Here is a 26,142-nt window from a genome sequence, read left to right on the forward strand (position 1 = left end):
GTGTTGCTAGCGTGCCGCCGGTGGAGAGCCGGGGCGTACGGGCGCCAGATGACCCGCCGAAACCCGAACCCCCGCGACCCACCCGGACGCGGGCCCGGCTCCGCCGTCCGCTGCGCGCGGGGGTCCTCCCCACCGGGATCGGCAAGAGGATCGGCGGCCGGATCGGCAAGCGGATCGGCAGTGCCGCCCACCGCGACGGCCTCGCCCTCATCCTCGGCTCCGGCCTCACCTCGGCGGTCGGACTCGTCTACTGGGTCCTCGCCGCCCGGCTGTTCCCCGCCGACGTCGTCGGCCTGAACCAGGCCGCGCTCTCCGCGGTCATGCTGCTGGGCAGCGTCGCGCACCTGAACATGACCTACGCGCTGCTGCGGTTCGTCCCGGTCGCCGGGCACGCCGCGCGGCGCCTCGTGATCGGCGGGTACCTGGCCGCGGGCGGGATCGCCGCGCTGGCCGGGCTGGCCTTCGCCGCCGGCGCACGGTGGTGGGCGCCGGACCTGGTGGCGGCGGTGGGCCAGGACCGGCTCACGGTGTTCTTCGTGCTCGCGACGCCGGTGTGGGCGCTGTTCACGGTGCAGGACTACGTGCTGACCGGGATCCGGCGCGCCACGGTCGTCCCGCTGGAGAACGGCGTCTTCGCCCTCCTCAAGGTCGGGCTGCTGCTGGCCGCGCTGGTCGCCACCGTGACCGGGGCGATCGCCGTCTCCTGGATGGTCGCGACCGCCCTGCTGGTCCTGGTCGTGAACGTCTGGCTGCTCGCCCGCGCGCTGCCGCGGTTCACCCGTGAGTACGGGGCCGCCGGCGGCGCCGCCGAGCGGATCACGGCGCGGGACCTCGGCGCCTTCGTCCGCGCCGACTACGCGGGCGCGATCTTCCAGCAGGCGGCGATGTTCGGCATGCCCGTGCTGGTGCTCGGCCGGCTCGGCCCGGAGGCCAACGGCGCGTACGGCATCGTCTGGCAGATCGCCCAGGCGCTGTTCGTGGTCTCGTCCGGGATGAACCAGTCGATGGTCGCCCACACCGCCGCCGACGCCGCCTCGGCCGACACCGTCGAGACCGCCCGCCGCGCGACGATCCGCCGCTCGCTCACCCTCGTCCTGCCCGGCGCCCTGGTGGTCGCCGCGGGCGCCCCGCTGATCCTCTCGGTGTTCGGCGCCGGCTACGCCCGCGAGGGCACCGCCGCCCTCGCGCTCACCGCTCTCGCTGCGGTCCCGTACTCGGTGACCTCCGCGACCGTGAGCGCCGCGCGGGTCCGCCGCCGCGGCCGCGTCCAGTTCGCGGTGCCGGCCGCGGCCGCCGTGCTGGTGATCGGTGGCTCGTGGCTGCTGCTGCCCGTGCTCGGCATCGTCGGCGCGGGCGTGGCGTGGCTGGTCGGGCAGTCCGTGGTCGCCCTCGTGATCATGCTCGTGACGGCGCGGTGGCTGCCGCCGTTCCTGGCCCACCGGGTCGACGCGCTGCGCTCGGCCGGCCTGCTGCGCCGCATCGGCGGTGCCGACAGCCTGCTGCTCGGCGTCCCCGGCGGTGCGGGCTGGACCCTCGGCGAGCGCCTCACCGGCGGCTCGGAGTCCGTGGTCGTCCGGGTCGGCCCGGACGGCGGCGCGCTCCGGCCGGGGCAGCAGGGTGCCCTCCAGCAGGGCGCGCTGCTCAAGGCGTGCGACACCCCGCGCAGCCGGCGCGGGCTGGCCTGGCAGACCGAGGTGCTCGACCGGCTGCACGCCGACCCGCGGATCGGGCACCTGCACCCGTTGCTGCCGCGGGTGCTCGGCGCCGGCGAGATCGGCCGCAGCTACTGCGTGATCGAGTCGCTGGTGCCGGGGGAGAGCGGGCTCACGGTGCTGCGCGACCCCGTGCGCGGCCCGGGCTTCGTCGACCACGCCGCCGAGGTGATCGGGGAGCTGCACCGGCACACCGGGGAGGTCCGCCCGATCGGGCCCGAGGACCTCGACGCGTGGGTGCACGAGCCGCTGTCCCGCGTGCGATCGCTCGTCCCCCGCGCACTGCACGCCGACGCCCGCACCCTCGCCGCCCGGCTCGACGCCGCCCTCCGCGGCCGCCGCGCGTCCGTCGGCTGGGTGCACGGCGACTTCAGCCCGGTCAACCTGCTCGCCGACGCCGGGGGCCGGGTCACCGGGATCGTCGACTGGTGCGAGGCCCGCCCCGCCGGGCTGCAGGTGCTCGACGTCGTGGCGCTGCACCAGTTCGCCGTGATGCACGGGGCGGGGCGGGAGCTCGGCTCGCTGGTGCTCGACTGGCTGGCGGGGCCGCCCGACGCGGTCGGGGAGCGGATGGGCACGGCGCAGCGGCGGCTGGGCGGCGACCCCGTCGACGACCGGGTGCTCACCGTCCTGGGCTGGCTGCAGCACGTCTCCGAGGTGGCCCGGAAGTCGGCACGCGCCTCGGCGAACCCGGTCTGGGTGCGGCGCAACGTCCGCGCCCCGCTGCGCGGCGCCCGCGCCGCCCTCGACGCGGCCTGAGCGACCGGAGGTTGGTCGGGTGGCCGGACCGGCCCCCGTCCGGTCCGGCCACCCCGGGCGACACCGACGGCACGCCGGAGGACCGGTGGCCGCGGTGCGGGTAGGAGGGGGGCACGGACGACCTTCCCCGACCCGAACCGCCGGCGTCAAACATTCGGCTCGCTTCTCCACCCGCACGTCGTAATGTGAGTCACATGCCTCATTCCATTCTCGGAACCGCCGTGCGGCGGATCGAGGACCCCGACCTGATCACCGGAGCCACCACCTACGTCGGCAACGTCGTCGCCGGCCGCACGGACGTGCTGCACGCCGCGTTCGTCCGCTCCCCGCTGGCGCACGCGCTCGTCACCGGGATCGACACCTCCGCGGCCGCGGCGGCCGAGGGCGTCGTGGCCGTCTACACCGCCGCGGACCTCGAGCTCCCCGCGCACCACGGGCTGATGGTGCTCAACCCCGACATGCCCCGCCCCCCGCTGGCCACCGACCGGGTCCGGTTCGTCGGCGAGGCCGTGGCGCTCGTCGTCGCCGAGACCAAGGCCGCGGCGGTCGACGCCACCGAGCTGGTCGAGGTCGACTACGACCCGCTGCCCGCCGTCGTCGACCCCGAGGCGGCGCTCGACGCCGACGCCCCGCTGCAGTTCCCGGACGCCGGGTCCAACGTGGCCGCCGGGCTCCGCTCGGCCGAGGGCGGAGCGGTGCTCGACGGCGCCGAGGTCGTGGTCCGCGCGCGCATGGTCAACCAGCGCATCGCGGTCGTGCCGCTCGAGGGCAACGCGATCCTCGTCGACCCGACGGACTCCGACCACACGCTCGTCGTGCACGTCTCCACCCAGATGCCGCACGGCTTCCGCGCCCAGCTCGCCGGGCTGTTCGGGCTGGAGGCCGACGAGGTGCGGGTGATCGCGCCCAACGTCGGCGGCGGGTTCGGCGGCAAGGCCGGGATGATCGCCGAGCACACGGCGACCGTGGGCGCCGCGCGGGCGCTGGGCCGCCCGGTCGCGTGGGTCGAGACGCGCTCGGAGAACCTCGTCTCGATGCCGCACGGCCGCGGCCAGGTCGCCTACTACGAGCTCGGACTGACCCGCGAGGGCCGGATGACGGGGCTGCGCTGCCGGGTCGTCGGCGACGCGGGCGCCTACGCCGGGTTCGGCGGCGCGCTGCCGCTGCACATGACCTACGTGATGGCGCCGGGCGTCTACGATATCCCGAAGGTGGGCTACGACTCCGTCGCCGCGCTGACCAACACCACGCCGATGGGCGCGTTCCGCGGGGCGGGCCGGCCGGAGGCGGCGGCGCACCTCGAGCGACTGGTCGACATCGCCGCGGCCGAGCTCGACCTCGACCCGGCCGAGCTGCGCCGGCGCAACTTCCTCGACCCCGCCGCGTTCCCGCTGACCACGCCGGTCGGCGCGAACTACGACGTCGGGGACTACGACCTGCCGCTGCGCGAGGCGCTGCGGCTGGCCGACTACGAGAAGCTCCGCGAGGAGCAGGTCACCCGCCGCGAGTCCGGCGACCCGGTGCAGCTGGGCATCGGCATGTCGGTCTACGTGGAGATCACCGCGGGCGGCGGGGGCAGCGAGTACGGCTCGGTGCGGGTGCACCCGGACGGCACGGCCACGGTGCAGGCGGGGACCTCGGCGCACGGGCAGGGCCACGCGACGTCGTTCGCGATGCTCGTCTCGGACCGGCTCGGCATCCCGATGGAGAAGATCACCTACGAGCAGTCCGACACCGCCAGCGTGCCGCGCGGCGGCGGCACCGGCGGCTCGCGCTCGCTGCAGATGGGCGGGTCCGCGGTCCGGGTCGCGGCCGACGACGTGCTCAAGGAGGCCACCCAGCGGGCCGCGGCGCTGCTCGAGGCGAACCCCGACGACGTCACGCTGACGGACGACGGGGAGTTCGGCGTCGCCGGCGTGCCGTCGGCCACCGTGACGTGGGAGCAGGTGGCGGCGGAGGGCGAGATCTTCGCCGGCGTCGACGAGCAGCAGTCCGACGCGACCTACCCCTTCGGCGCGCACCTGTCCGTGGTCGAGGTGGACACGCTGACCGGGCGCGTCCGGCCGCGGGCGCACATCGCGGTCGACGACTGCGGGCGGGTGCTCAACCCGCTGCTCGTGGAGGGGCAGCAGCACGGCGGGCTCGCGCAGGGCATCGCGCAGGCGCTCTACGAGGAGGTCCTCTACGACCCGGAGGGCAACCCGACCACCGCGACGCTGGCGGACTACCACATTCCCACCGCGGCCGACCTCTTCTCGTTCCAGGCCGTCACGACCGAGACGCCCACACCGCGCAACGTGCTCGGGGCGAAGGGCATCGGCGAGTCCGCGACGATCGGCTCGACGCCGGCGGTGCAGAACGCGATCGTCGACGCGCTGCGCCCGTACGGGGTCAGGCACGTCGACCTGCCGTGCACCCCGGAGCGCATCTGGCGGGCGATCCAGACGGGCGGCGGCGACCCGTGGCGGGAGCCGGCGGACGTCTTCGGCGGGCTGCCGCTGCGGGGCGGGGACTCGCAGGACGAGTCCGGGGCGATCTAGGACGCGGCCGTACGGCCGCATGATCGACAGGACGGTTCGGCCGTCCGGGGGTGGGTGCGCCGGGCACCCACCCCCGGGGCTGAAAACCGGCCCGGCGTGGCGCAGACTCATGCCCGTGACGCGAGGATCGAGCGTGGAGCGCACGCGATGAGGCTGGCCACCATCCGGACCGCCGCGGGGACCCGCGCCGTCCGGGTCGACGCGACCGGCGCGACCGAGACCGGCGACGCGGACCTGCGGGCCCTGTTGTCCCGCCCGGACTGGGCCGAGCACGCGGCGGCCGCGGCCGGCCCGTCGCACGCCGTCGAGGGGCTCGACTACGCCCCGCTGGTGCCCGCGCCGGAGAAGATCATCTGCGTCGGGCTGAACTACCGCGACCACGTCCTCGAGATGGGCAACGAGCTGCCCGAGTACCCCACGGTGTTCGCGAAGTACGCGCCCGCGCTCGTCGGCGCGTACGACGAGATCGAGCTGCCGACCGTCTCCGAGCAGGTCGACTACGAGGCCGAGCTGGCCGTGGTGATCGGCCGGCCGGTGCGCCACGCCGACGAGGCCGAGGCCGCGGCGGCGATCGCCGGCTACACGATCCTCAACGACGTCAGCGTGCGGGACTACCAGAACCGCACCAAGCAGTTCCTGCAGGGCAAGACGTTCGAACACAGCACCCCGCTGGGCCCCGTGCTCGTCACGCCGGACGAGCTGCCCGAGGGCGGCTGGGCGATCTCCTCGACGCTCGACGGCGAGGTCATGCAGGACTCGACCACCGACCAGCTCGTGTTCGGCGCGGTCGACCTGGTCGTGTACCTGTCGGCGATCCTCACGCTCAACCCGGGCGACGTCATCGCCACCGGTACGCCGGGCGGCGTCGGCCACGCGCGCCGGCCCCCGCGGTACCTGACCGACGGCGCGGAGCTGGTCACCGCGATCGCGGGCCTCGGCGAGTGCCGCAACGTCTGCCGGCTCGCGAAATGACCCGGACGCTCGAGCTGTCGCTGGCGTGGGCCGGCGACGGTGCGGCGCACCTCCGTGGGCTCATGGACCGGATGGGCGACGAGGCCTTCCGCGCCTCGTCCGGGCTGCCCGGCTGGACCCGTGCACACGTGCTCAGCCACGTCGCCCGCAATGCCGAGGCGATGATGAACCTGCTGCACTGGGCGCGGACGGGCGAGGAGACCCCCGCCTACGCCGACGACACCCAGCGGGACGCGGACATCGCGAGCGGGGCGCAGCGGGAGCCGGCCGCGATCCGCGAGGACGTGGTCGCGACCTCGGACAAGCTCGCCCAGGTCGTGAAGGCGATGCCCGAGGAGGCGTGGTCGCGCAGCATCCGCAACCGGCAGGGGCAGGAGGTGCCGGCGACCGAGATCGCGTGGATGCGGGCGCGGGAGATGTGGATCCACTCCGTCGACCTCGACGTGGGGGCCTCGTTCGAGGACCTCCCGCAGCCGATGCTGTGCGAGCTCGTCGCCGACGTGGCCGGGAACCTGGCCGCCCGGTCCGGGGTGCCCGCGGTGCGGCTGGTCGCCAGCGACCGCAACCAGGCGTGGTCGACCGCGTCCGAGGGCACGGCGCCCGCCGTGTCGGTCGAGGCGCCCGTCGCCGACCTGGCGGCGTGGGTGTCCGGGCGCGGGCGCTCGCGCCGGATCCGGGCGGTCACGCCCGAGGGCGAGGCCACACCGGTCCCGGAGCTGCCCGCCTGGCTGTAGTGGGCGGACCGTTCAGGGGCGGTCGCGGCGGGTGAGCTCGTCGAGCCGCGCCTGCACCTCCTCCAGCCGGGAGAGGGTCTCGTCGAGCCGGGCGTGCAGGACCGCGACCTCGGCGGAGAGCACGGCGACCGTGCCCGGGTCCTCGGCCGGCACCTCCGGCGACGCGGCGACGGGGGCCTGCTCCTCGTCGTCGGCCAGGCCGGTCGGGCGGCCCTCGAGCACGACCTCCACCCCGCCGGCGAGCTCGGCGAACCGCTCCGGGCCGAGCACCGGGCGGTCGGCGGCGCAGTTGCGGCAGACCGGGAGGAGCCGCCGCCACCCGACGCTGCCGGCCCCCGAGTCGGCCAGCAGGTCGGCCGGGCGCCCGCACTCGCAGCGCCCGATGCGGACCGTCTTGACGCGCTGGCGGGCGTACCGCAGGCCGCGCTCGTAGCGCCGGTAGCGGCCCGACGCCGCGACCTCCAGCAGCACGGCGCTGCGGTGGTCCGGCTCGCACGCGAGATCGCGCGCGGAGCCCATCTCGTGGAAGCAGTAGAACCCGCAGTCACACCAGCGCGACGGGCAGGCGTGCCGCGAGCCGTGCGCGCAGATGGCGTCGTCCACCGCGCGGTAGACGTGCGCCCTGCCGAGGGTCACGCCGCTGAACCCGCAGCTCGCGCCGTCGGCGGCGAGCATCGGGTACGCGAGCTTGAACCCCGGCAGGGGCTCGTCGGAGTGTTCGCGCGGGCTGCGGGCGAAAGGACCGCCCACCGACCCGGCCCGGTCAGACCCGGGCGGGACGCTCGGCCGGGGCGTCCTCCGCCAGGGCGGCGGTGACGACCGGGACCGTGTCGTGCGCCTGCGGTGCGGGTTCCCGCGTCTCGGCGAGGCGCTCGGCCTCCCGGTCGATCGCGACACCCTCCGCCAGCTTCCTGCCCAACCTCATGACGCCTCCCGGTCGTAGCGGTGAACGCTTGCGTACCAGGCTGATCCTTCGCCGCGAAGTTGTCCAGAGGAGGGGATGACGACCGTGTTTCGCCTCGCCCGGACGGCGGCACCGCCGGGTGCGGCGGGTACGCGGTGGCTCCGACCCTCGCCCGTTCGAGGTGATGTGGGTGTGCGAGCAGGGCGATCGGCCGGCGGCGGGGGTGCTGCTCGGGTGACCGGCCGGCGCCAGCCCGTGGGATACGACCGCCCTCCGGCGGGTGGCCGGTCGCGAGCCGTCGGAGCTCGCACACCGCGTGGAGCGTCGCGCGGGTCGTCGACCGGGTGTGCGGCGACCGGGGCGTATGTGCGAGCGGGCAGCAGCGGGTGTGGCACGCCGCCGAGGGGTATGCGCGCCGGGCCGCGTCAGCAGGGGGTGGGGCGGGTGTAGCAGGGGAGGTCGGGTTCGGCGGGGAGGACCGCGGCGGTAGCGGCGGACCGTGTCAGCGCCCGGTCCACCGCAGCGGTGCCCTGCCGCAGCTCGGCGGAGGTGATGCCCTGGGCCTGGGTCCGCTTGCACGTGGACGCCGCGATCCGGGCGGGGTCGGCCGGCCCCGGGTTCCGCAGCGCGTCGACGACGAGCGCGAAGGAGACGGCGTCGGACAGACCGAGCGGGCCGTGCTCGACCGTCCGGCCGGGGCAGACGTCCTGGACCGCGATCGCCCCGTTCCCCGCGACCGCCCCGCCGCCCGGTTCGGCCGGCAGCGCCGAGGCCTGCGGCTCGGGCGTGACGACGGTGTCCCCGGTCGACACCACGACCGTGTAGTCGACGCCGGCGAAGGTCCGCCGCTCCGAGTTCAGCGCCTCCTCGAACCGGGAGCCGCTGGACTGCTGCCAGAACGCGGCCGAGCAGCCCCGGGCGCACCCGGCGCGGAGGGCGTCGGAGCCGGCGTTGGTGGGGCCGAGGGCGACGAGGTCGGAGACGCGGTCGCGGACGTCGGGCCAGAACCGCAGCGCCCACCGCGGCACCATCCCGCCCTGGCTGTGCCCGACGACCGCCACCTTCCGCCCGGTCCGTTCGGCAATGGTGCGGATCGCGTGCACCACGTACTCCGCGCGGCGGGCGATGTCGCCGGTGTTGGCGTCGGGCGCGGTGGACAGACAGGTCGGAAAGCCCTCGGAGGCGAGCAGCGGCCGCAGCCCCCAGCGGAAGGCCGTGTCGGGGTCGGCACCGGTGCCCGAGAGCAGCAGCACGGTGTCGCGGTTCGCCTGCCCACGGGTGCAGACCAGGCTGGCGGTGAGGTCCGCGGCGGGAGCGGTGAGCGCGGGGCCGGGGCGGTCGACCGGGGCCCAGGCGGGCGCGGCGGGTACCGGGACCGCCGGTGCCCCGGCCGGACCCGCGGGCTCGGTGCGCAGGGACGCGCCGCTCACGGCGGCGTAGACCCCGAACACCAGCCCCACGACGACGACGACCGCCGTCGCCACGCGGACCAGGGCGGACGGCCGGGGCCGGGCGGAGGAGGCGGGGCGCGCCGGAGGCGAAGGGGGCTCGGTGGGCGCAGGGGACACGGTGCGCACGGGCGGCTCCGTCCGGCCGGCGGGGAACTCGACGGATACGACAACACCCCGCGCTCCGCCGCACAAGTCGGTCCGCCCGACCGTAGGGTGCGCCCGTGAGCACGCCATGAGCACGGCCCCGGACTTCGCCGCCGTCCGCGCCGAGTTCGGCCTGCCCGCCCACGGCGCGGCCTTCCCGGCCGCGGTGCTGGCCGAGGCCGAGCGCGCCGCGGCCGCAGGCCCGGACGGCCCGCGCGTCGACGCCACCGACATCCCGCTGGTGACGGTCGACCCGCCGGCCTCGAAGGACCTGGACCAGGCGGTCGGCATCACGCGGACTCCCCACGGGTTCACCGTGCACTACGCCATCGCCGACCTCGGCGCCGTCGTCGACCCGGGCGGCCCGCTCGACGCCGAGGTGCGCCGCCGCGGCCAGACCCTCTACCTGCCCGACGGCGCGGTCCCGCTGCACCCGCCGGTCCTGTCCGAGAACGCCGCGAGCCTCCTGCCCGACGGGCCCCGCGCCGCGGTGCTGTGGCGGATCGAGCTCGACGGCGAGGGCGCCGTCCGGAGCGCCGACGTGCGCCGCGCGCTGGTCCGCTCGGTGGCCCGGCTCGACTACGCCGGCGTGCAGGCCGCGATCGAGGCGGGCCGGGCGCACCCGGCGATCGCCGCCCTGGCCGAGCTGGGTCCGCTGCGCCGCGCCCGGGCCGTCGCGCGCGGGGCGATCGAGCTGGAGCTGCCCGAACAGGAGGTGGTGCCGGCCGGGACGGGGTGGACCGTCCGGACCCGCCGGCGGACGCCGGTGGAGGACTGGAACGCGGAGATCTCGCTGCTCACCGGGCAGGTCGCGGCGCAGATGATGCTCGACGCCGGGGTCGGGCTGCTGCGCACGCTCCCGGCGCCCGATCCCGAGGCGGTCGCCGCGCTGCGGGCGACGGCGCTCGAGCTGGGCCTGGACTGGCCGGAGGGCGAGTCCCCGGCGAAGGTGCTCGCGGCGTTGCCGCGCCCGGCCGACGCCGATCCGCGCGCGCTGGCCGTCCGGCGGGCCGCCACGACCTTGCTGCGCGGGGCCGCCTACGCGTCCTTCGGGGCGGGCACCCCGCCGCCCGAGGACCCGGGCCACGGCGGGATCGGGGCGCCGTACGCGCACGTCACGGCCCCGTTGCGGCGGCTGGTGGACCGGTTCGGCAGCGAGATCTGCCTGGCGCTCGCGGCCGGGCGGGAGGTGCCGGACTGGCTGCTCGAGGCGCTGCCGGGGCTGCCCGGCCTGATGAGCGCGTCGGACACCCTGGCCGCCCGCGTCGACCGCGCCTGCACGGACCGGACCGAGGCCGCGGTGCTGGCCGGCCGGGTGGGGGAGGAGTTCGCGGTCGTGGCGCTGCGCCGCGAGCCCGGCGAGGTCTTCCTCACCGATCCGCCCGTCCTGGCCAGGTGCGAGGGTGAGCTGCAGCCCGGGGCGACCGTGCGGACCCGGCTGGTCGAGGCCGACCCGGTGACCGGCCGGGTCAGGTTCGCCTTACTGGACTGACGGCGCCCGCTCAAGCCCGATCGGGTGTCCGCACCGACACGCACCGCGACGGTCCGCGCACGACTAGCGTCGTCCGCCGGCACGAACGCCGGGGTGGAGGTCGAGGGTGGCGCAGGTCAGGTACGGGATCGAGCACGAGGTGGCGTTCCGCCGCGCCGACGGCGCGTTCGCCGACTTCACGAACACGACCTTCGAGGAGCTGCAGGGGATCGTCGACGCCCTGCCCGAGGACCCGGCCGACTACCCCGATCTGCGGATCGGCGACCAGGGCATCAAGCGCAAGCGCTGGTACGTCGAGGGCTTCGAGCGTTTCGACGACGCGGGCGGCCTGGTCCGCTGCGACCCGAAGGGGATCGAGATCCGCACCCGGATCCACGACTCGGTGGAGGGGGCCGTCGCGGCGCTCGCGGCGGACCTGCGGGCGCTGGAGTGCGAGGCGGCCGGGCGCGGGCTGGAGCCGTACCCGATCGGGTTCAACCCGGTGCGGTCGAGCTATCCCGTCGTCCCCGAGCTCAACGCCTGGGAGCGTGCCCACCGCACGGGCTCGCCGGAGGAGCGGACCGCCCACCTGCACATGGTCACCCACGGGCCGGATCTCAACCTGTCCGTCGCGGGTCTGGGGGGCGCGGAGCTGGTCGACGCCGGCGCCAAGCTCACCCACTACAGCCCCTGGCTCGTGCCGCTGGCGTTCTCCTCGCCGTTCCGCGACGGCGCGGCCTGGGGCGGGCTGTCGGCCCGGACGGCGGTGCGGACCGGACTGCGGCCCGCGGCGATGGTGTTCCTGGAGCCGGGATCGCCGCACGCGCTCGCCACCGATCCCTCGCTCACGCAGCCCGCGCGGCTGCCGGCGGAGGTCGGGCGGATCGAGTTCAAGGCGTTCGACGCCTGCCCGGACCCGGCGCTGTACGGCGAGCTGCTCAGCCTGCTCACCGGCCTCGTGCTCGACGACACCCTGCCGGGCCGGCGGCGGACGCCCGACGCCGCGCTGCACCGGCACGTCGCCGTCGAGGGGCTGGCGGACCCGGACACGCACGCGGGGACCGGCGTCCTCCTCGACGCGGCGGAGCGGGCGCTCGCCGACCGCCCGGCGGACCTGACCCGGTTGGCGGCGCTGCGGGAGCGGTGGCGGGCGCGCGAGTGCCCGGCCGCACGGATGCTCGCCGGGCCCGCCCTCGTCTCCCGCTGATCCCGGACGGTCGGTTCCCGCCCGGCGGAACGGAGCATTTCCGGCGGGCCGATCGGCCCAGGACTGCGCTATCTTCTGCCCGACCTCGGCCAGGGAGGGACCACGGCCATGACGGCGACCGCCGACCCGAGCACGACGCCCGCGGAGGCCCGCGCGCTGGCGCTGGACTCGCTCGGCGTGCACCCGGCGGGGCGGGAGGGGCGGTTCGACCGGATCACCCGCCTCGCGCAGAAGCTCTTCGGCGTCGAGATCGCGGCCGTGACCGTCGTCGACGCGGACACCCAGTGGGTCAAGTCGGCGCAGGGCCTCGACATCCCGTACGTCCCGCTCGAGGACACCTTCTGCAGGGTCACGCTGGCCGCACCCGCGGAGCAGACGGTGATCGAGGACGCCCGCGCGGACGACCGCTTCGCCGACAGCCCCTTCGTCCGGGGCGATCCGCACGTCCGCTTCTACGCCGGTCATCCGCTGACCACCTCGTCCGGCGTCCGGGTCGGCACCTTGTGCCTGATCGACCCCGCGCCGCGCGGCTTCGGGCCCGTCGAGAGCGCGATGCTGGCCGAGCTCGCGGACTGGGCCGAGGCGGTGCTGCGGCGCACGTCGGAGATGGAGCGCGCGGCGCAGGTGCAGCAAGCCCTGCTGCCGCAGGCCGGGTCGATCGACGTCCCCGGTTACGAGGTGGTCGGCACGTGTGTGCCCGCCCACGCCGTCGGCGGCGACCTGTTCGACTGGTACCGCGTGGGCGACGACGGTGCCGACGTGGCGATGACCCTCGGCGACGTGATGGGGAAGGGGATCGGTGCCGCGCTGCTCATGGCGACCGTGCGGTCGGCGCTGCGCACGGCGGGGCGCGAGCTGCCGCCGGGTGCGGCGGTCCGGGACGCGGCGGTCGCCCTCGAGGCCGACCTGGAGCGCACGGGCACGCTGGTGACCCTGTGCCACGCGCGGCTCACGCCCGCGACCGGACAGCTGACCTGGGCCGACGCCGGCCACGGCCTGATGCTCCTCGTCCGCTCGGACGGCGGCGTCACCCGACCGCCCGCCGGCGGGCTCCCGCTCGGGACGCTGCCGGACGACCGGTGGTCCGAGCACGTCGCCGAGCTCGCGTCCGGGGACGCCGTCGTCGTCTTCAGCGACGGTCTCCTGGACCTGTACCCGACGCTGGACGCCGCTCTCGCCGACGTGGCACGCGGGGTCCGCGAGGTGCCCCCGGGCGGACTCGTCGAGTACGTGGACCGGGTGACCCGGCGTGCACGGTGCAGCGCGCTCGCCGACGATGTCACGATGGTGGTCGTCCGACGATGCCCGTGATCGCCCGGAGCCTCCGGTACCCGGGGACGCCGAGGTGTCTGGACGTGGTGCAGGACGCCCTCGGCCGGCTCTGGGTCGACGCACCCGACGTCGCCGGGACCGACCGGATGCTGTTCGAGACGGCGCTGGTCGAGATCGTCGGCAACCTCGTCGAGCACGCCCGCCAGGGTGACGGCCGGCCGGTCGACGTGCAGATGCAGCTCCTGGTGCACCCGGACCGGATCGAGGCCCGGCTCGAGGACAACGGCGGCGCACCGCCCGCCGATCCCGCTGCGGCGGTGCTGCCGGCGGACGACCTGGCCGAGAGCGGACGGGGCCTGGCCCTCGCCGCGGCGGTGGCCGACCTCGAGCACGTCCGCTCCGAGGGCGGCAACCGCTGGACCGTCGTCCGGCGCCGCGGTACGGCCTGACGCGCCCGCGTGGTCGGTCGCGCCGTCAGGTGGCGCCGAATGCGTCCCGGACACTGGCCGCGGGACGCAGGACCCGGTCGAGGTTCGTGAGCTGCAGGACGGTGCGCACCTGCTCCGTCGGCCGGGCGATCCGCAGGTCGCCGCCGGCCTGACGGGCGGTCTTCAGGCCGCCGACCAGCGCACCGAGACCCGACGAGTCGATGAAGTCGGTGGCGGCGAGGTCCACCACGATGTGGACGCGGCCACCCTCGACGAGCTCGCCGATCAGGTTCCTCAGTCCCGCGGTCGACACCATGGTCAGCCGGCCCTGGGGCGTGACCACGGCCGTGTCGTCGTCGAGGTGCTCCGTGCCGAAGTTCATGTCGATCGTGCCTTCACGTCGTCGGGGTCGGTTGCTCGTCGTCGGCCTCGGGGCCGGTGTAGGTCGCCGCCGAGATCACCACGGACAGGATGACCAGGTCGAAGACGACCCACACCAGGTTCACCCCGAGGCTCAGGAGAGTGAACTCGGCCGCGCCGAGCAGGTAGCGGACCGTGCCCACCACGGCCGCCAGGGCCAGCAGGGCCATCGCCGTGAGCTGGGGCCAGACCAGCCGCCACGGAGGACGGGTGCGCGCCTGCTTCGTCTTCGGGGTCACGACGAAGCCGAGCGGCCGCCCGAACCACACGTTGGCGCAGGCGGTCCACGCCGCCCGGATCCAGAGCGGGAACAGGGCCAGGCTGTACTGGGTCCCGCGCCAGGTCCGTCTGCCGTAGCCGATGACCAGGAACAGCAGCTGGTTGAGGACCAGGTAGGGGACCAGCCGGACCAGGAAGTCCGGGCCGTAGCTCACGACCGGCCGGACGTCGAAGCACAGGAAGAACACCGGGGCGGCGAGGTAGGCGAGGGCGAAGAACCCGCTCAGGTAGCTCCACATCGTCGCGAAGTACATGAGGCGCTGACCCGCGGAGAGCCCCTTCTGCACGAGCGGGTTCTCCTTGAGCATCACCTGGAGGGTGCCCTGGGCCCAGCGCAGCCGCTGGTGCAGCATCGTGCCGAGGTCCTCCGGCGCGAGGCCGTGGGCCAGGTTCTCGTGGTGGTACACGCTCTTCCAGCCCATGCCGTGCAGCCGCATCGCCGTTGCCATGTCCTCGGTGACCGAGAGCGTGGCCATCGGCATGACCGGCTGTGCCTCGTCCGGGCGGCTGACGTCCACGGCGTCGACGAGGGTCCGTACGGACGACAACGCGGCCAGCGGGGACAGCTCCCGGTGCGAGAGCCGGGCCAGGGCGACCTCGTCGAGCACGGGAGGCACCGGCCGGGCGTGCCGTCCGTAGGTCTCCAGCTCGCCGAGCTCCTCCAGGTCGCGGGTCAGCGCGGCGATGTCGGCCTCGACGAGCCCGCGGGACGCCTCGTCGACGCGCTGCCGGAAGCGGTAGGTGACCTCCGACAGCGACGTGTCCCGGGAGCGCATCTCGGTCCGCGCCAGGCCGACCGCCGTCCGCACCGCGTCCACCGCCCTCAGTACCTCGGGACCGTGGTCGCGGGCCTCCCGCTCCGCGGTGTCGAGCAGCGAGTCGGCGGTCCTGAGGATCTGCGCGATGCTGCGCTCGACCTGCTTGACGTAGCCGACGAGGCCCAGCTGCATGAGCGCCTCGCGGCGCAGCACCGCGTTGGACCCGCAGAAGAAGGCCGCGTTCCAGCCGTCCTTGCCCTTCTGGATCGGCCCGTAGAACAGCGGCGCCTGGCTGCCGAGCGGGTCGGCCGCGGTGACGTTGGTGAAGAACTGCGGCGTCTGCACCACGGCGACGTCCGGGTCGCGGAACCAGCCCAGGACCCGGTCGAGGATCTGCGGGTCCGGTATCTGGTCCGCGTCGAGGATCAGCAGGAACTCGCCCTCGGTCTGCATCAGGGCGTTGTTCAGGTTGCCCGCCTTCGCGTGCCGGGGCATGTTCTCCCAGTTCGCGTCCCGGGTGACGTAGCCGATGCCGGCCTCGGCCGCGGCGGCGGCCATGTCGGGGCGGGCGCCGTCGTCGAGGACCCATGTCCGGTGCGGGAAGCGGATGTCCCGCGCGGCCCGCGCCGTGGTCATGACGAGGTCGACCGGCTCGTTGTACGTGGTCACGAACACGTCGACGGTGGCGTCCGGATCGGGAGTCGGGGGCTCGCCGCGCTCCTTGATCCGCCACATCGTGATACCGAACAGGAACGCGTCGACGAGGCTGTAGGTCTCCGCGAGGACCAACGGGACGGCGATCCACCAGACGTTCCAGCTGACGGACTCGAACCAGCGCCAGACGACGTAGTTCACGCCCAGGGACAGCGTGAGGATCACGAGGATGCGGACGACGACCCGGTTGGCCGCCTTCGGGGCCCGGTGTCGGCGCACCGAGGAGGCATTCCCGGTCATCGGCGGGTACTCCCCGCGTACGCCGGGTGCCGAACTGCACTCATGCCGGGAGAGGATAGGGAGATGCGCCGCTCGGGGCCTGTCGGCAGACCGGAACGAGGCAGTCGCGTCCCCTGGACGGCGGCGTTCCTCACGGTGGGTGGTGGTGTGCTGGGGCTGTTGCTGCTCGCCGCGGCCGCGCCGGAACCCGCACCGCTCGCGGTCGGCGTCGCGGCCGAGGACCGGACCGGCGTCGCCGCGTTCTCGCGGAGCGCGGGGGTGCGTCCCGCGATCGAGGTCTGGTACGCCGCGTGGGCCGGGGAGCCGGGTTTCGACCCGGCCCGCGCCGACGCCGCGGCCGCCGACGGGGCGCTGCCGATGCTCACCTGGGAACCCTGGGACCCGGCGGCGGGCGCGGTGCAGCCGGACTACACCCCCGGGCGGATCGCCGCCGGGGCCCACGACGCCTACATCGCCTCCTTCGCCCGTCAGGTGCGGGACTGGGGAGGGACGCTGGCGCTGCGCCTCATGCACGAGGCCGATGCGCCCCACTATCCGTGGAGCGTCGGGGTCGGCGGCACCACGGCGGCCGACCTCGTCGCCGCCTGGCGCCACGTCCACGACGTGTTCCGCGACCAGGGCGCCGACGTCGTCTGGGTGTGGTGCGTCAACGTCCACTCCGTGGGGACGGCCGCGTACGGGCCGCTCTACCCGGGCGACGACGTGGTCGACTGGCTCGCCGTCGACGGCTACAACGGCGGTGACGCGCTCCCCTGGGGTGGCTGGCGGTCCCCGGCGGAGGTCTTCGCCGACAGCCTCGCCGACCTCCGCGCCCTCTCCGGCCACCCGATCGTGATCACCGAGACGGCCAGTGCGGAGGAGGGCGGCGACAAGGCCGACTGGATCCGCCGGCTGTTCGCCCTGGCGGAGCAGGAGCGCGTCCGCGGCCTGATCTGGTTCGAGGCGGACAAGGAGGCGGACTGGCGGATCTCCAGCTCGCCGGAATCCGCGGCGGCGTTCCGCGAGCAGGCGGCCGTCTCCGCAGAGCCGCCGTTGCCGGCGCGGTTCAGCGGGGAAGGCGCCGGGTGGCGACCACGGTGACGTCGTCGGTCATGGTCCGGTGCCCGCTCAGCTCGACCACCGCGTCGACGAACGCACCCGCGGTGCCGGTGGTGCGGGCGAGTCCGATGATCTCGTCGAGGGCGGCGAACGTGCCCCCGAACAGGTCGAGGAGCCCGTCACTGCATGCCACGAGCACGTCGCCCGGCTCGAGGACGGTGGTGTGCGGCGTCCAGCGGTCCCCGGGCAGGGTCCCGAGCGGGAGGTCGCCCGAGCCGGACCGCTCGACGGACCCGTCCGCGCGCACCACGAGCTGGAGGCCGTGACCGGCGTCCACCCACTCGAGCAGGCCGGTCGCGGGGTCGAGGCGGGCGTGCAGCAGCGTGACCAGCGACTCCGTGAGCCGCAGGTCGTCCTCCAGCGCGGCGGCGGCCAGCCGGAGTGCCTCGGCGGGCGGCCGGCGCCGGCTCGCGGTGTGCAGCGCGGTCTTCACCGTCGCCGCCACGAGACCGGCCGCCAACCCCTTGCCCATGACGTCGGCGAGGGTCATGACGAGGCGGCCGTCGGGTTGGGCCTGCCAGTCGACGAAGTCGCCGCCGACGGATCGGGCGGGCCGGCAGGACGCGGCGAACTCCCATCCCGGCGCCGACGGGGCCGAGCGGGGCAGGAGGTTGCGCTGGATCTCCGCGGCGCGCTCGAGCTCGCTGTCGTGGTCGAGCTCCTGCTCGAGCGCTGCCGCCAGCTCCGCCAGCGCGGCCCGCTGCTCGGTGCTGAAGGCGTGCGGCCGGGTGTCGAGCAGGCACAGCGTGCCCACCCGCTCGCCGGAGGTGTGCAGCGTGCGGCCCGCATAGAAGCGGATCCCCAGCTCGGTCAGCACGGGGTGCTGGTCGAACCGCGGATCGGCGGCGATGTCCTCGACGACGAGGTCCCCGGAGCGCCGGACGGTCTGGTCGCACATCGACCTCTCCCGTGGCAGGGAGGTCACCGTGTGCCCTTGGCGCGAGGTGAACCACTGCTGGTTCTCGTCGATCAGCGACACGCCCACCATCGGCACGCCGAACAGCCTCCGGGCGAGCCGGGTGATGCGGTCGAACCGCTCGTCGCCGACCTCGGGGCGCAGCCCGAGGCTCTCCACGGCACGCACGCGCGCGAGCTCCGCGGCGTCGAGCGCGGGTGCGGCGGGCTCCGGCGGGGTGCCCGGCAGCGACGTCGTGCCGATCTCGGCCATGTCCTCCTCCGGGGCGCCGGGGTGCGTCACCGGCGACGGTACGCACCCCGGCTCCCGACGGCGCCCCGAGGTCGCCCGGACCTGGTCCCCGCGCGCCCCCTGACCCTCCACCGGACACAGGTCGACGGCGCTCTCGCTCATCCCTCATGATGAGCGGGAGCGCCGTTCACCGGGTGGGTCAGTGGTAGGTGTGGGCCTCGTCGGGGTAGGCGCCGCCCCGGACGTCGGCGGCGTAGGCGCGGGCCGCGTCGAGGAGGAGGCCGCCCAGGTCGGCGTAGGGCTTGACGAAGCGCGGCTTGCGGCCCCGGTTCATCCCGGCCATGTCGGACCAGACGAGCACCTGCGCGTCGCAGTCCGGGCCGGCGCCGATGCCGATCGTCGGGATCGTGAGCTCCGCGGTGACCCGCTTCGCGACCTCGCCCGGCACCATCTCCAGCACGACGGCGAACGCGCCGGCCTCCTGCAGGGCGAGGGCGTCGTCGACCAGGCGCTGCTCGGCGGACTGGCCGCGGCCCTGGATCCGGAACCCGCCGAGGGCGTGCTCGCTCTGCGGGGTGAAGCCCAGGTGCGCCATGACCGGGATGCCGGCGGCGGTGAGCGCCTCGACCTGCGGGGCGTAGTGGGCGCCGCCCTCGAGCTTGACGGCGTGCGCGCCGCCCTCCTTCATGAACCGGAAGGAGGTCTCCAGGGCCTGGGCGGGGGAGATCTGGTAGCTGCCGAAGGGCAGGTCGGCCACCACGAGGGCGTGCTTCGCACCCCGGACCACCGCCTTGACCAGCGGCATCAGCTCGTCGACGGTGACGGGCAGGGTGTTGTCGTGGCCGAAGACGTTGTTGCCGGCGGAGTCGCCGACGAGCAGGACCGGGATGCCGGCCTCGTCGAAGATCTCCGCGGAGTAGACGTCGTAGGCGGTGAGCATCGGCCAGCGCTCGCCGCGCTGCTTCATCTCGGCGAGGTGGTGCACCCGGGTGCGCTTCTGCGGGGCGGCGCTGCGGTAGGGCGCCTGCACCTCGCCGTGCGCAGAGCCGTGGGCACCGTTCGCGGGGGTGCCGTGCGCGGGCGTGCCGGTGGTGTCGCGGGACATCGTCGTCCGTCCTCCCTCGAGGCCTGCACCGCAGGTCCCCGGGTCGTCTGGGTCTGGCTGGGGTCGTGCTCGGTCGTGCTCGGTCGTGCTCGGTCTGGCTGGGGTCGTGCTCAAGGTCGTGCGCCGAAAGCGTGACACCCGGCGCTCACCGCACGCACGGTCCGGCGACGCACCTCACACGGCGGTGTGCGCCCCGCTCACCGCACCCCGGGTGGCGCACCGGGCCGCCGCTGTCATGCTGGCGCGGTGCTTGGCTCCGTGTCGTCGCGTCGTCGCTCCCCGTCCGGGCCGCCCCACCTGGGCGTACGGGCCCTGACCGCGCTGGTCGCGGTCCTCGCCTGCGTCGGTCTGTCCGCCTGTTCCGCCCCGACCGCGACCGCGCCGGCCGCGGCCACGGCCACCCCGCCGGGTGATCCTGCGCAGGACCCGGCGCTGGCCCGCTTCTACGGCCAGCAGCTGCAGTGGGGCCCCTGCACGGACTACGCGGCCTCGCCCGACGTCGCGGACCAGTACCGCGACCCGCGCTACCAGTGCGCCAAGCTCGAGGCCCCGCTCGACTACGCGCAGCCGGACGGCAAGACGGTGAAGATCGCCGTCATGCGGTCGAAGGCCACCGACCAGGCCAACCGGATCGGCTCGCTGCTGCTCAACCCGGGGGGTCCCGGCGTCTCGGGCACGCAGCTCGTGCCCGCCACCGTGAAGTCGACGGAGAACTCGCCGGTCCAGGCCCGCTTCGACCTCGTGGGCTTCGACCCGCGCGGGGTCGGGGTCAGCGAGCCGTCGATCGACTGCCTGACCGACGCCGAGCAGGACCAGTACCGGGCCACGGTCTACTCCGACCCGTCCCCGGCCGGCGTGGCCGCGCTGGAGGCGCACAACAAGGAGTACGCCGACCGCTGCACCGCCCGGATGGGCGCGGACGTGCTCGCGCACCTGGGCACCCGCGAGGTCGTCAAGGACCTGGACGTGCTGCGCGCCGCCCTCGGCGACGAGAAGCTGACCTACTACGGCTACTCGTACGGGACGTCGGTCGGCTCCACCTACGCCGAGGCCTTCCCGACCCGCGTCCGCGCGATGGTGCTCGACGGCGCCGTCGACCCCACGCAGGACACGGTGGAGACGAACATCGACCAGAGCGCGGGCTTCCAGCAGGCCTTCGACGCCTACGGGGCCTGGTGCACGACCCAGCCGAACTGCCCGCTCGGCACCGACCCCAAGGCCGTCACCGCGACCTGGCAGAAGATCGTCCAGCCGCTGATCGACAACCCGGCCCGGACCTCGGACCCGACCCGCACGCTGTCCTTCTCCGACGCGATCACCGGCGTGCAGCAGGCGCTCTACCTGCGCTCGCTCTGGCCGGCACTGTCGCTGGGCATCTCCAAGCTGGCCGCGGGCGACGGCTCGGTCCTGCTGACCCTGGCCGACTTCTACTACAAGCGCGTGAACGGGCAGTACGACAACTCGCTCGAGGCGTTCCAGGCCATCACCTGCATGGACAACGTCCGCATCACCGACCCGGCGCAGGTCGCGAAGCTCAACGAGGGCGTGGTGGGCGCCGCGCCGTTCACCGCGACCGGGCGCGGCGCGGTCAACGCGAAGGACCCGTGCGCCTTCTGGCCCGTCCCGCCGACCCTGGAGCCGCACCGGCCGCAGGCCGACGGGCTGGCCCCGGTCGTCGTCGTCTCGGTGACGGGGGACCCGGCCACGCCGTACCAGGCCGGCGTCGACCTGGCGGAGGACCTGAACGGGCGACTGCTGAAGGTCGAGGGGAACCAGCACACCGCCGGTTACCAGGGCAACGCCTGCATCGACGACAAGCTCACGGCCTACCTCGTCGACGGCACGCTCCCGGACGAGGGCGCCCAGTGCGTGCTGCCCGCCCAGTGAGACTCACCCGTTCGCGCTGCGGCGTCCCACACCCTGAGCAGCCACGAAACATTCACGTAACACGAGATTCCTAGCCTGGCGGCCATGGACCGCCAGCAGGAATTCGTGCTGCGAACGCTCGAGGAACGCGACATCCGCTTCGTGCGGCTGTGGTTCACCGACGTGCTCGGCTATCTCAAGTCGGTGGCGGTGGCCCCCGCCGAGCTCGAGGGGGCGTTCGCGGAGGGCATCGGGTTCGACGGCTCGGCGATCGAGGGCTTCGCCCGGGTCTACGAGTCGGACATGGTCGCCCGTCCCGACCCCTCCACCTTCCAGGTGTTGCCCTGGGAGACCGCCAACGGCGAGCACTACTCGGCGCGCATGTTCTGCGACATCGCCATGCCGGACGGCTCGCCGTCCTGGGCCGACCCGCGGCACGTGCTGCGGCGCGCCCTGTCCAAGGCCGGCGAGGCCGGCTTCACCTGCTACGTCCACCCCGAGATCGAGTTCTACCTGCTGCGCGACCTGCCGTCGGACGGGTCGCCGCCGATCGCCGCCGACTCCGGCGGCTACTTCGACCAGGCCAGCCACGACGTGGCGCCGCACTTCCGGCGCAACGCCATCGAGACGCTCGAGTCGATGGGCATCTCGGTCGAGTTCAGCCACCACGAGGGCGGGCCCGGCCAGCAGGAGATCGACCTGCGCTACGCCGACGCGCTCACCATGGCCGACAACATCATGACCTTCCGGTACGTGGTGAAGGAGGTGGCGCTGACCCAGGGCGTGCGGGCGTCCTTCATGCCCAAGCCCTTCACCGACCACCCCGGGTCGGCCATGCACACCCACTTCTCGCTCTTCGAGGGCGACCGCAACGCCTTCCACGACCCGGACGACCCCTACGAGCTGTCCGAGACGGGCAAGGCGTTCGTCGCCGGGGTGCTGCGGCACGCGCGCGAGATGAGCGCCGTGACCAACCAGTGGGTCAACTCCTACAAGCGGCTGATCACGGGCGGCGAGGCGCCCACGGCCGTGTCGTGGGGCCACGCGAACCGCTCCGCGCTGGTCCGGGTGCCGATGTACTCGCCCGGCAAGTCGTCGACCCGGCGGGTGGAGATCCGCACGCTGGACAGCGCCTGCAACCCGTACCTGGCGTTCGCGGTGATCCTGGGTGCCGGGCTGCAGGGCGTGCAGAAGGGCTACGAGCTGCCGGCCGCCACCGAGGACGACGTCTGGTCGCTCACCGACACCGAGCGCCGGGCGCTGGGCTACGAGGCGCTGCCGCAGAACCTCACCGAGGCCCTCGGCGCGATGGAGCACTCGGAGCTGGTCGCGGAGATCCTCGGCGAGCACGTGTTCGACTTCTTCCTGCGCAACAAGCGGGCGGAGTGGGACAACTACCGGCGCAACGTCACGCCGTACGAGCTGGCGACCTACCTGCCCGTCCTGTGACGGACGAGGTCGTCCGGCTCGAGCGCTACGCCGGGCCCTGGGAGCCGGACGACCCGGACGCCAACTTCAAGGCCGAGGTGGCCGAGTACGGCCGCCTCGACCCGCTGCACACGCTCCACGGGCTCAGCGCGCACACCGGGATCCCGGTCGGCGCGCTGGTCCGGTACGTCCTCGCCCGGTTCGCGACGACGGGCTCGGGCGGGCTCCTCGAGCTCGGCCCGGCGATGGTCGAGCGGCTGCGCGAGCCGGTCCGCAAGGCCGAGGCGGAGGGCACGGACGGGGCGCGGCTCGCCGCGTACCGGGAGATCGCCGCCCTGCTCGGCTGGCTCGGCGCCCCGCTCGACGATCCCGATCTCTATCCCGGTCCGTGACGGGCCGGGCACGACACCCGGAACCGGGCCCCGATAGGGCAGGATCGGTCGACGTGGCGGAACGTACCCGGACCTCCCTCGCCCGCCTCGGCCTGACCGAGCCCTGGGCGGAGCAGACCCTCGCCGAGCTCGGCTGGTGGGCCGAGGACCGGCCCGTCGAAGGCGCGGAGCCGATCATGTGGGCGCTGGCCCGCTCGCCCGACCCCGACCTCGCGCTGCGGCAGGTCGAGCGGTTCGCCAAGGCCGCGGGGGACTGGAGGACCGTCGACGCCGAGCTGCGCACCGACCTGGGGCTGCGCGGCCGGATGCTGGCGCTGCTCGGCGCCTCCACGGCGCTGGGCGACCACCTGGTCACCCACCCCGACCGCTGGCGGCTGCTCGCCGACGGCCCGGAGCGCGACGACCCGCCGCCGGACCTCGCCCGGCGCGCCGCCAACCTGCTCCGCGCCGTCGGCGCCGATCCCGACGAGCCCGCGTCGGGCGGCCCGGGCGGGGCCCGCGCCCAGATCACCGGGGCGGCGGCGATCACCGCGCTGCGCACGGCGTACCGCGACGAGCTGCTCGGGCTCGCCGGGGCGGACCTCGCCGCGGTCGGGGAGACGTCGCTGCCGGTGATGGAGGTCGACGAGGTCGCCGCGCAGCTCGCCGACCTGGCCGCCGCCGCGATCCGGGCCGCGCTGGCCGTCGCGCTGGAGGAGGTCGACCCGCCCGACGACGTCCGGCTCGCCGTGATCGGCATGGGCAAGTGCGGCGGGCACGAGCTCAACTACGTCAGCGACGTCGACGTGATCTTCGTGGCCGAGGGGGACACGCAGGCCGCGTCCCGGCTGGCGAGCCGGGTGATGCGGATCGCGGGGGAGGCCTGTTTCCAGGTCGACGCCAACCTGCGGCCGGAGGGCCGGCAGGGCGCGCTGGTCCGCACGCTCGACGGGCACGTCACCTACTACAAGCGCTGGGCCAAGACCTGGGAGTTCCAGGCGCTGCTCAAGGCGCGGCCGATCGCCGGGGACGAGGAGCTGGGCGCCGCGTACGCCGAGGCCGTCGCGCCGATGGTGTGGAACGCGGCCAGCCGGGACGACTTCGTGCAGGACGTGCAGGCGATGCGCCGCCGCGTCGAGGAGCACGTGCGGCCGGACCACGCCGAGCGGGAGCTGAAGCTCGGCCGCGGCGGGCTGCGGGACGTCGAGTTCGCCGTGCAGCTGCTGCAGCTCGTGCACGGGCGCTCGGACGAGTCGCTGCGCTCCCCGTCGACGCTCGAGGCATTGGCCGCGCTGGCGGACGGCGGGTACGTCGGGCGGGACGACGGCGCCAACCTCGCCGCCTCCTACCGCTTCCTGCGGCTGCTGGAGCACCGGCTGCAGCTGCAGCGGATGCGCCGCACCCACCTGCTCCCGGCGAAGGACGACACGGACGCGCTGCGCTGGCTCGGCCGGGCTGCGCGGCTGCGCCCGGACGGCCGGCACGACGTCGTCGGGGTGCTGCTCGCGGAGTGGTCGCGCAACGCCCGGCGGGTCCGGCGGCTGCACGAGAAGCTGTTCTACCGGCCGCTGCTGCAGTCGGTGTCGCGGCTGTCGCCGGAGGAGTCCCGGCTGTCGGAGAAGGCCGCGGCGGCCCGGCTCAAGGCGCTGGGCTGGGCCTCGCCGGAGGGCGCGCTCGGCCACCTGCGGGCGCTGACCGGCGGGGTGTCCCGGGCGGCGTCGATCCAACAGACGCTGCTCCCGGTGCTGCTGGAGGAGCTCGCCGCCACACCCGACCCGGACCGCGGTCTGCTGGCCTACCGGCAGGTGTCGGAGGCGCTGGCGAACACGCCGTGGTACCTGCGGCTGCTGCGCGACGAGGGCCTGGTCGCCGAGCGCCTCATGCGCCTGCTGGGCACGTCCGCGCTGGTCCCGGACCTGCTCGTGCGCGCGCCGGAGATCCTGCGCGTGCTGGCCGCGCCCAATCCCGGCCAGCCCGACGAGCTCAAGCGCGACCCGGCCGTCGTCGGGCAGTGGCTGCTCGCCTCCGTCGCCCGGCAGCACGACCTGACCTCCGCGGTCGCCTCGGCACGGTCGATGCGCCGGCACGAGATGCTGCGGGTGGCCTGCGCCGACCTGCTCGGTGCGGTCGAGGTGGCCGAGGTGTGCGAGGCGCTGTCCACGGTGTGGGTCGCGGTGCTGCGCGCGACGCTCGAGGCCACGATCCGGGAGGTCGCCGCGGGGGCGCCGCCGAAGGCCCGGATCGCGGTGATCGGGATGGGCCGGCTCGGCGGCGCCGAGCTGGGCTACTCCTCCGACGCGGACGTGATGTTCGTGTGCGAGCCGGCCGACGAGTCGATCCCCGACGCCGACGCGGTCAAGTTCGCGACCAGCGTCGTCGAGACGGTCCGGCGGCGGCTCGGCGCGCCGAGCCCGGACCCGGCGCTGCAGGTCGACGCGGACCTGCGGCCCGAGGGGCGGTCCGGCCCGCTCGTGCGGACCCTGCACTCCTACCGCGAGTACTACGCCCGCTGGGCGGAGGTGTGGGAGTCGCAGGCGCTGCTGCGGGCCCGGCCGGTCGCCGGCGATCCGGAGCTGGGCCGGCGGTTCATGGAGCTGATCGAGCCGATCCGGTACCCGGCCGAGGGGCTGACCACGGCGCAGGTCACCGAGATCCGGCGGATCAAGGCCCGGGTCGACGACGAGCGGCTCCCGCGCGGGGCGGACCGCTCCACCCACACCAAGCTCGGCCACGGCGGGCTCGCCGACGTGGAGTGGACCGTGCAGCTCCTGCAGCTGCAGCACGCCGGCGACATCCCGGAACTGCGCACGACCTCGACGCTCGAGGGGCTGCGCGAGGCGGCCGAGGCGGGCCTGATCAGCGGGGAGGACGCGGCGGAGCTGAAGGCCGGCTGGGAGACCGCGACCCGCGCCCGCAACGCGATCATGCTGGTCAAGGGCAAGCCGGGGGACCAGCTGCCGCGCTCGGGCCGGGAGCTGGCGGCCGTCGCCGCGGCGTTGGGCTACCCGGCCGACGGCGACCCCGGCCGCTTCCTCGACGACTACCGCCGCACCACCCGCCGCGCCCGGGCCGTGGTGGAGCGGGTGTTCTACGGCTGGGACTCCTGACCCGTGAGTGCCTAC

General features: G+C 74.8%; 20 protein-coding genes. 13 read left to right on the forward strand and 7 right to left on the reverse strand.

What is annotated here, in order from left to right; genetic code table 11:
• The first annotated feature begins 20 nt into the window (after positions 1-20).
• The 4 genes from PKE99_RS07480 (at position 21) to PKE99_RS07495 (ending at position 6,717) form a co-directional block, all read left to right on the forward strand.
• The gene (locus tag PKE99_RS07480; RefSeq protein ID WP_037040753.1) at positions 21-2,471 is read left to right on the forward strand and encodes a phosphotransferase; all 2,451 of its coding nucleotides are present in this window, start codon (positions 21-23) and stop codon (positions 2,469-2,471) included.
• A 194-nt stretch (positions 2,472-2,665) separates the two neighbouring features.
• Positions 2,666-5,011: a xanthine dehydrogenase family protein molybdopterin-binding subunit gene (locus PKE99_RS07485; protein WP_037040755.1), complete on the forward strand. Its 2,346-nt coding sequence runs from the start codon at positions 2,666-2,668 to the stop codon at positions 5,009-5,011.
• A gap of 147 nt (positions 5,012-5,158) precedes the next feature.
• Positions 5,159-5,983, forward strand: coding sequence for a fumarylacetoacetate hydrolase family protein (locus tag PKE99_RS07490; protein WP_037040757.1), 825 nt, complete (start codon positions 5,159-5,161; stop codon positions 5,981-5,983).
• Positions 5,980-6,717: a maleylpyruvate isomerase family mycothiol-dependent enzyme gene (locus tag PKE99_RS07495; protein ID WP_037040760.1), complete on the forward strand. Its 738-nt coding sequence runs from the start codon at positions 5,980-5,982 to the stop codon at positions 6,715-6,717. The genes PKE99_RS07490 and PKE99_RS07495 overlap by 4 nt, the downstream gene beginning before the upstream one ends.
• Positions 6,718-6,729: 12 nt before the next feature.
• Here the strand turns inward: PKE99_RS07495 and PKE99_RS07500 are convergent, their stop codons facing one another.
• The 3 genes from PKE99_RS07500 to PKE99_RS07510 form a co-directional block, all read right to left on the reverse strand.
• On the reverse strand, positions 6,730-7,467 hold the full coding sequence (locus PKE99_RS07500) for a hypothetical protein (protein WP_037040762.1): 738 nt from the start codon (positions 7,465-7,467) through the stop codon (positions 6,730-6,732).
• A 13-nt stretch (positions 7,468-7,480) separates the two neighbouring features.
• A complete protein-coding gene (locus PKE99_RS07505) occupies positions 7,481-7,642 on the reverse strand; it encodes a hypothetical protein (protein ID WP_156067119.1) in 162 nt (53 codons plus the stop codon).
• 404 nt (positions 7,643-8,046) lie between these two features.
• On the reverse strand, positions 8,047-9,105 hold the full coding sequence (locus tag PKE99_RS07510; protein ID WP_051736755.1) for an esterase/lipase family protein: 1,059 nt from the start codon (positions 9,103-9,105) through the stop codon (positions 8,047-8,049).
• A 199-nt stretch (positions 9,106-9,304) separates the two neighbouring features.
• Between PKE99_RS07510 and PKE99_RS07515 the strand changes: the two genes are divergently transcribed.
• From PKE99_RS07515 to PKE99_RS07530, 4 genes are all read left to right on the forward strand, one after another.
• The gene (locus PKE99_RS07515; protein ID WP_037040763.1) at positions 9,305-10,708 is read left to right on the forward strand and encodes an RNB domain-containing ribonuclease; all 1,404 of its coding nucleotides are present in this window, start codon (positions 9,305-9,307) and stop codon (positions 10,706-10,708) included.
• A 106-nt stretch (positions 10,709-10,814) separates the two neighbouring features.
• Complete coding sequence (locus PKE99_RS07520; protein WP_037040764.1) at positions 10,815-11,894, forward strand: glutamate-cysteine ligase family protein; 1,080 nt, start codon at positions 10,815-10,817, stop codon at positions 11,892-11,894.
• 108 nt (positions 11,895-12,002) lie between these two features.
• On the forward strand, positions 12,003-13,205 hold the full coding sequence (locus PKE99_RS07525) for a PP2C family protein-serine/threonine phosphatase (RefSeq protein WP_037040765.1): 1,203 nt from the start codon (positions 12,003-12,005) through the stop codon (positions 13,203-13,205).
• Positions 13,206-13,249: 44 nt separating this feature from the next.
• Positions 13,250-13,615 (forward strand): ATP-binding protein, encoded by a 366-nt coding sequence (locus tag PKE99_RS07530; protein WP_197040449.1) that lies wholly within the window; start codon positions 13,250-13,252, stop codon positions 13,613-13,615.
• 25 nt (positions 13,616-13,640) lie between these two features.
• Here PKE99_RS07530 and PKE99_RS07535 read toward each other — a convergent pair whose 3' ends face one another.
• Positions 13,641-13,976 carry an STAS domain-containing protein gene (locus tag PKE99_RS07535; RefSeq protein WP_037040766.1) on the reverse strand — a complete coding sequence of 112 codons (336 nt, stop codon included), beginning with the start codon at positions 13,974-13,976 and terminating at the stop codon, positions 13,641-13,643.
• A gap of 13 nt (positions 13,977-13,989) precedes the next feature.
• On the reverse strand, positions 13,990-16,005 hold the full coding sequence (locus PKE99_RS07540) for a glycosyltransferase (RefSeq protein WP_081923750.1): 2,016 nt from the start codon (positions 16,003-16,005) through the stop codon (positions 13,990-13,992).
• A gap of 147 nt (positions 16,006-16,152) precedes the next feature.
• Between PKE99_RS07540 and PKE99_RS07545 the strand changes: the two genes are divergently transcribed.
• Positions 16,153-17,085, forward strand: coding sequence for a glycoside hydrolase family 26 protein (locus tag PKE99_RS07545; RefSeq protein WP_051736757.1), 933 nt, complete (start codon positions 16,153-16,155; stop codon positions 17,083-17,085).
• On the opposite strand, the gene PKE99_RS07550 is transcribed toward PKE99_RS07545, so the two are convergent.
• Together PKE99_RS07550 and panB are read right to left on the reverse strand one after the other, a co-directional pair.
• Entirely contained in the window at positions 17,051-18,301 is a 1,251-nt protein-coding gene (locus tag PKE99_RS07550) for a PP2C family protein-serine/threonine phosphatase (protein WP_197040450.1), read from the reverse strand. The two genes, PKE99_RS07545 and PKE99_RS07550, sit on opposite strands and share 35 nt — an antisense overlap.
• A gap of 148 nt (positions 18,302-18,449) precedes the next feature.
• Positions 18,450-19,355, reverse strand: coding sequence for a 3-methyl-2-oxobutanoate hydroxymethyltransferase (gene panB / locus PKE99_RS07555; RefSeq protein ID WP_081923752.1), 906 nt, complete (start codon positions 19,353-19,355; stop codon positions 18,450-18,452).
• Between the two features lie 246 nt (positions 19,356-19,601).
• Between panB and PKE99_RS07560 the strand changes: the two genes are divergently transcribed.
• From PKE99_RS07560 to PKE99_RS07575, 4 genes are all read left to right on the forward strand, one after another.
• Entirely contained in the window at positions 19,602-21,242 is a 1,641-nt protein-coding gene (locus PKE99_RS07560; protein WP_231498036.1) for an alpha/beta hydrolase, read from the forward strand.
• An 84-nt stretch (positions 21,243-21,326) separates the two neighbouring features.
• A complete protein-coding gene (glnA, locus tag PKE99_RS07565; RefSeq protein ID WP_037040767.1) occupies positions 21,327-22,670 on the forward strand; it encodes a type I glutamate--ammonia ligase in 1,344 nt (447 codons plus the stop codon).
• The gene (locus PKE99_RS07570) at positions 22,667-23,041 is read left to right on the forward strand and encodes a DUF6027 family protein (protein ID WP_037040769.1); all 375 of its coding nucleotides are present in this window, start codon (positions 22,667-22,669) and stop codon (positions 23,039-23,041) included. The genes glnA and PKE99_RS07570 overlap by 4 nt, the downstream gene beginning before the upstream one ends.
• A 53-nt stretch (positions 23,042-23,094) precedes the next feature.
• Complete coding sequence (locus tag PKE99_RS07575; protein ID WP_037040770.1) at positions 23,095-26,127, forward strand: bifunctional [glutamine synthetase] adenylyltransferase/[glutamine synthetase]-adenylyl-L-tyrosine phosphorylase; 3,033 nt, start codon at positions 23,095-23,097, stop codon at positions 26,125-26,127.
• Positions 26,128-26,142: the final 15 nt, after the last annotated feature.

The sequence above is a fragment of the Pseudonocardia halophobica genome (assembly GCF_027922425.1).
Lineage (GTDB): Bacteria > Actinomycetota > Actinomycetes > Mycobacteriales > Pseudonocardiaceae > Pseudonocardia > Pseudonocardia halophobica.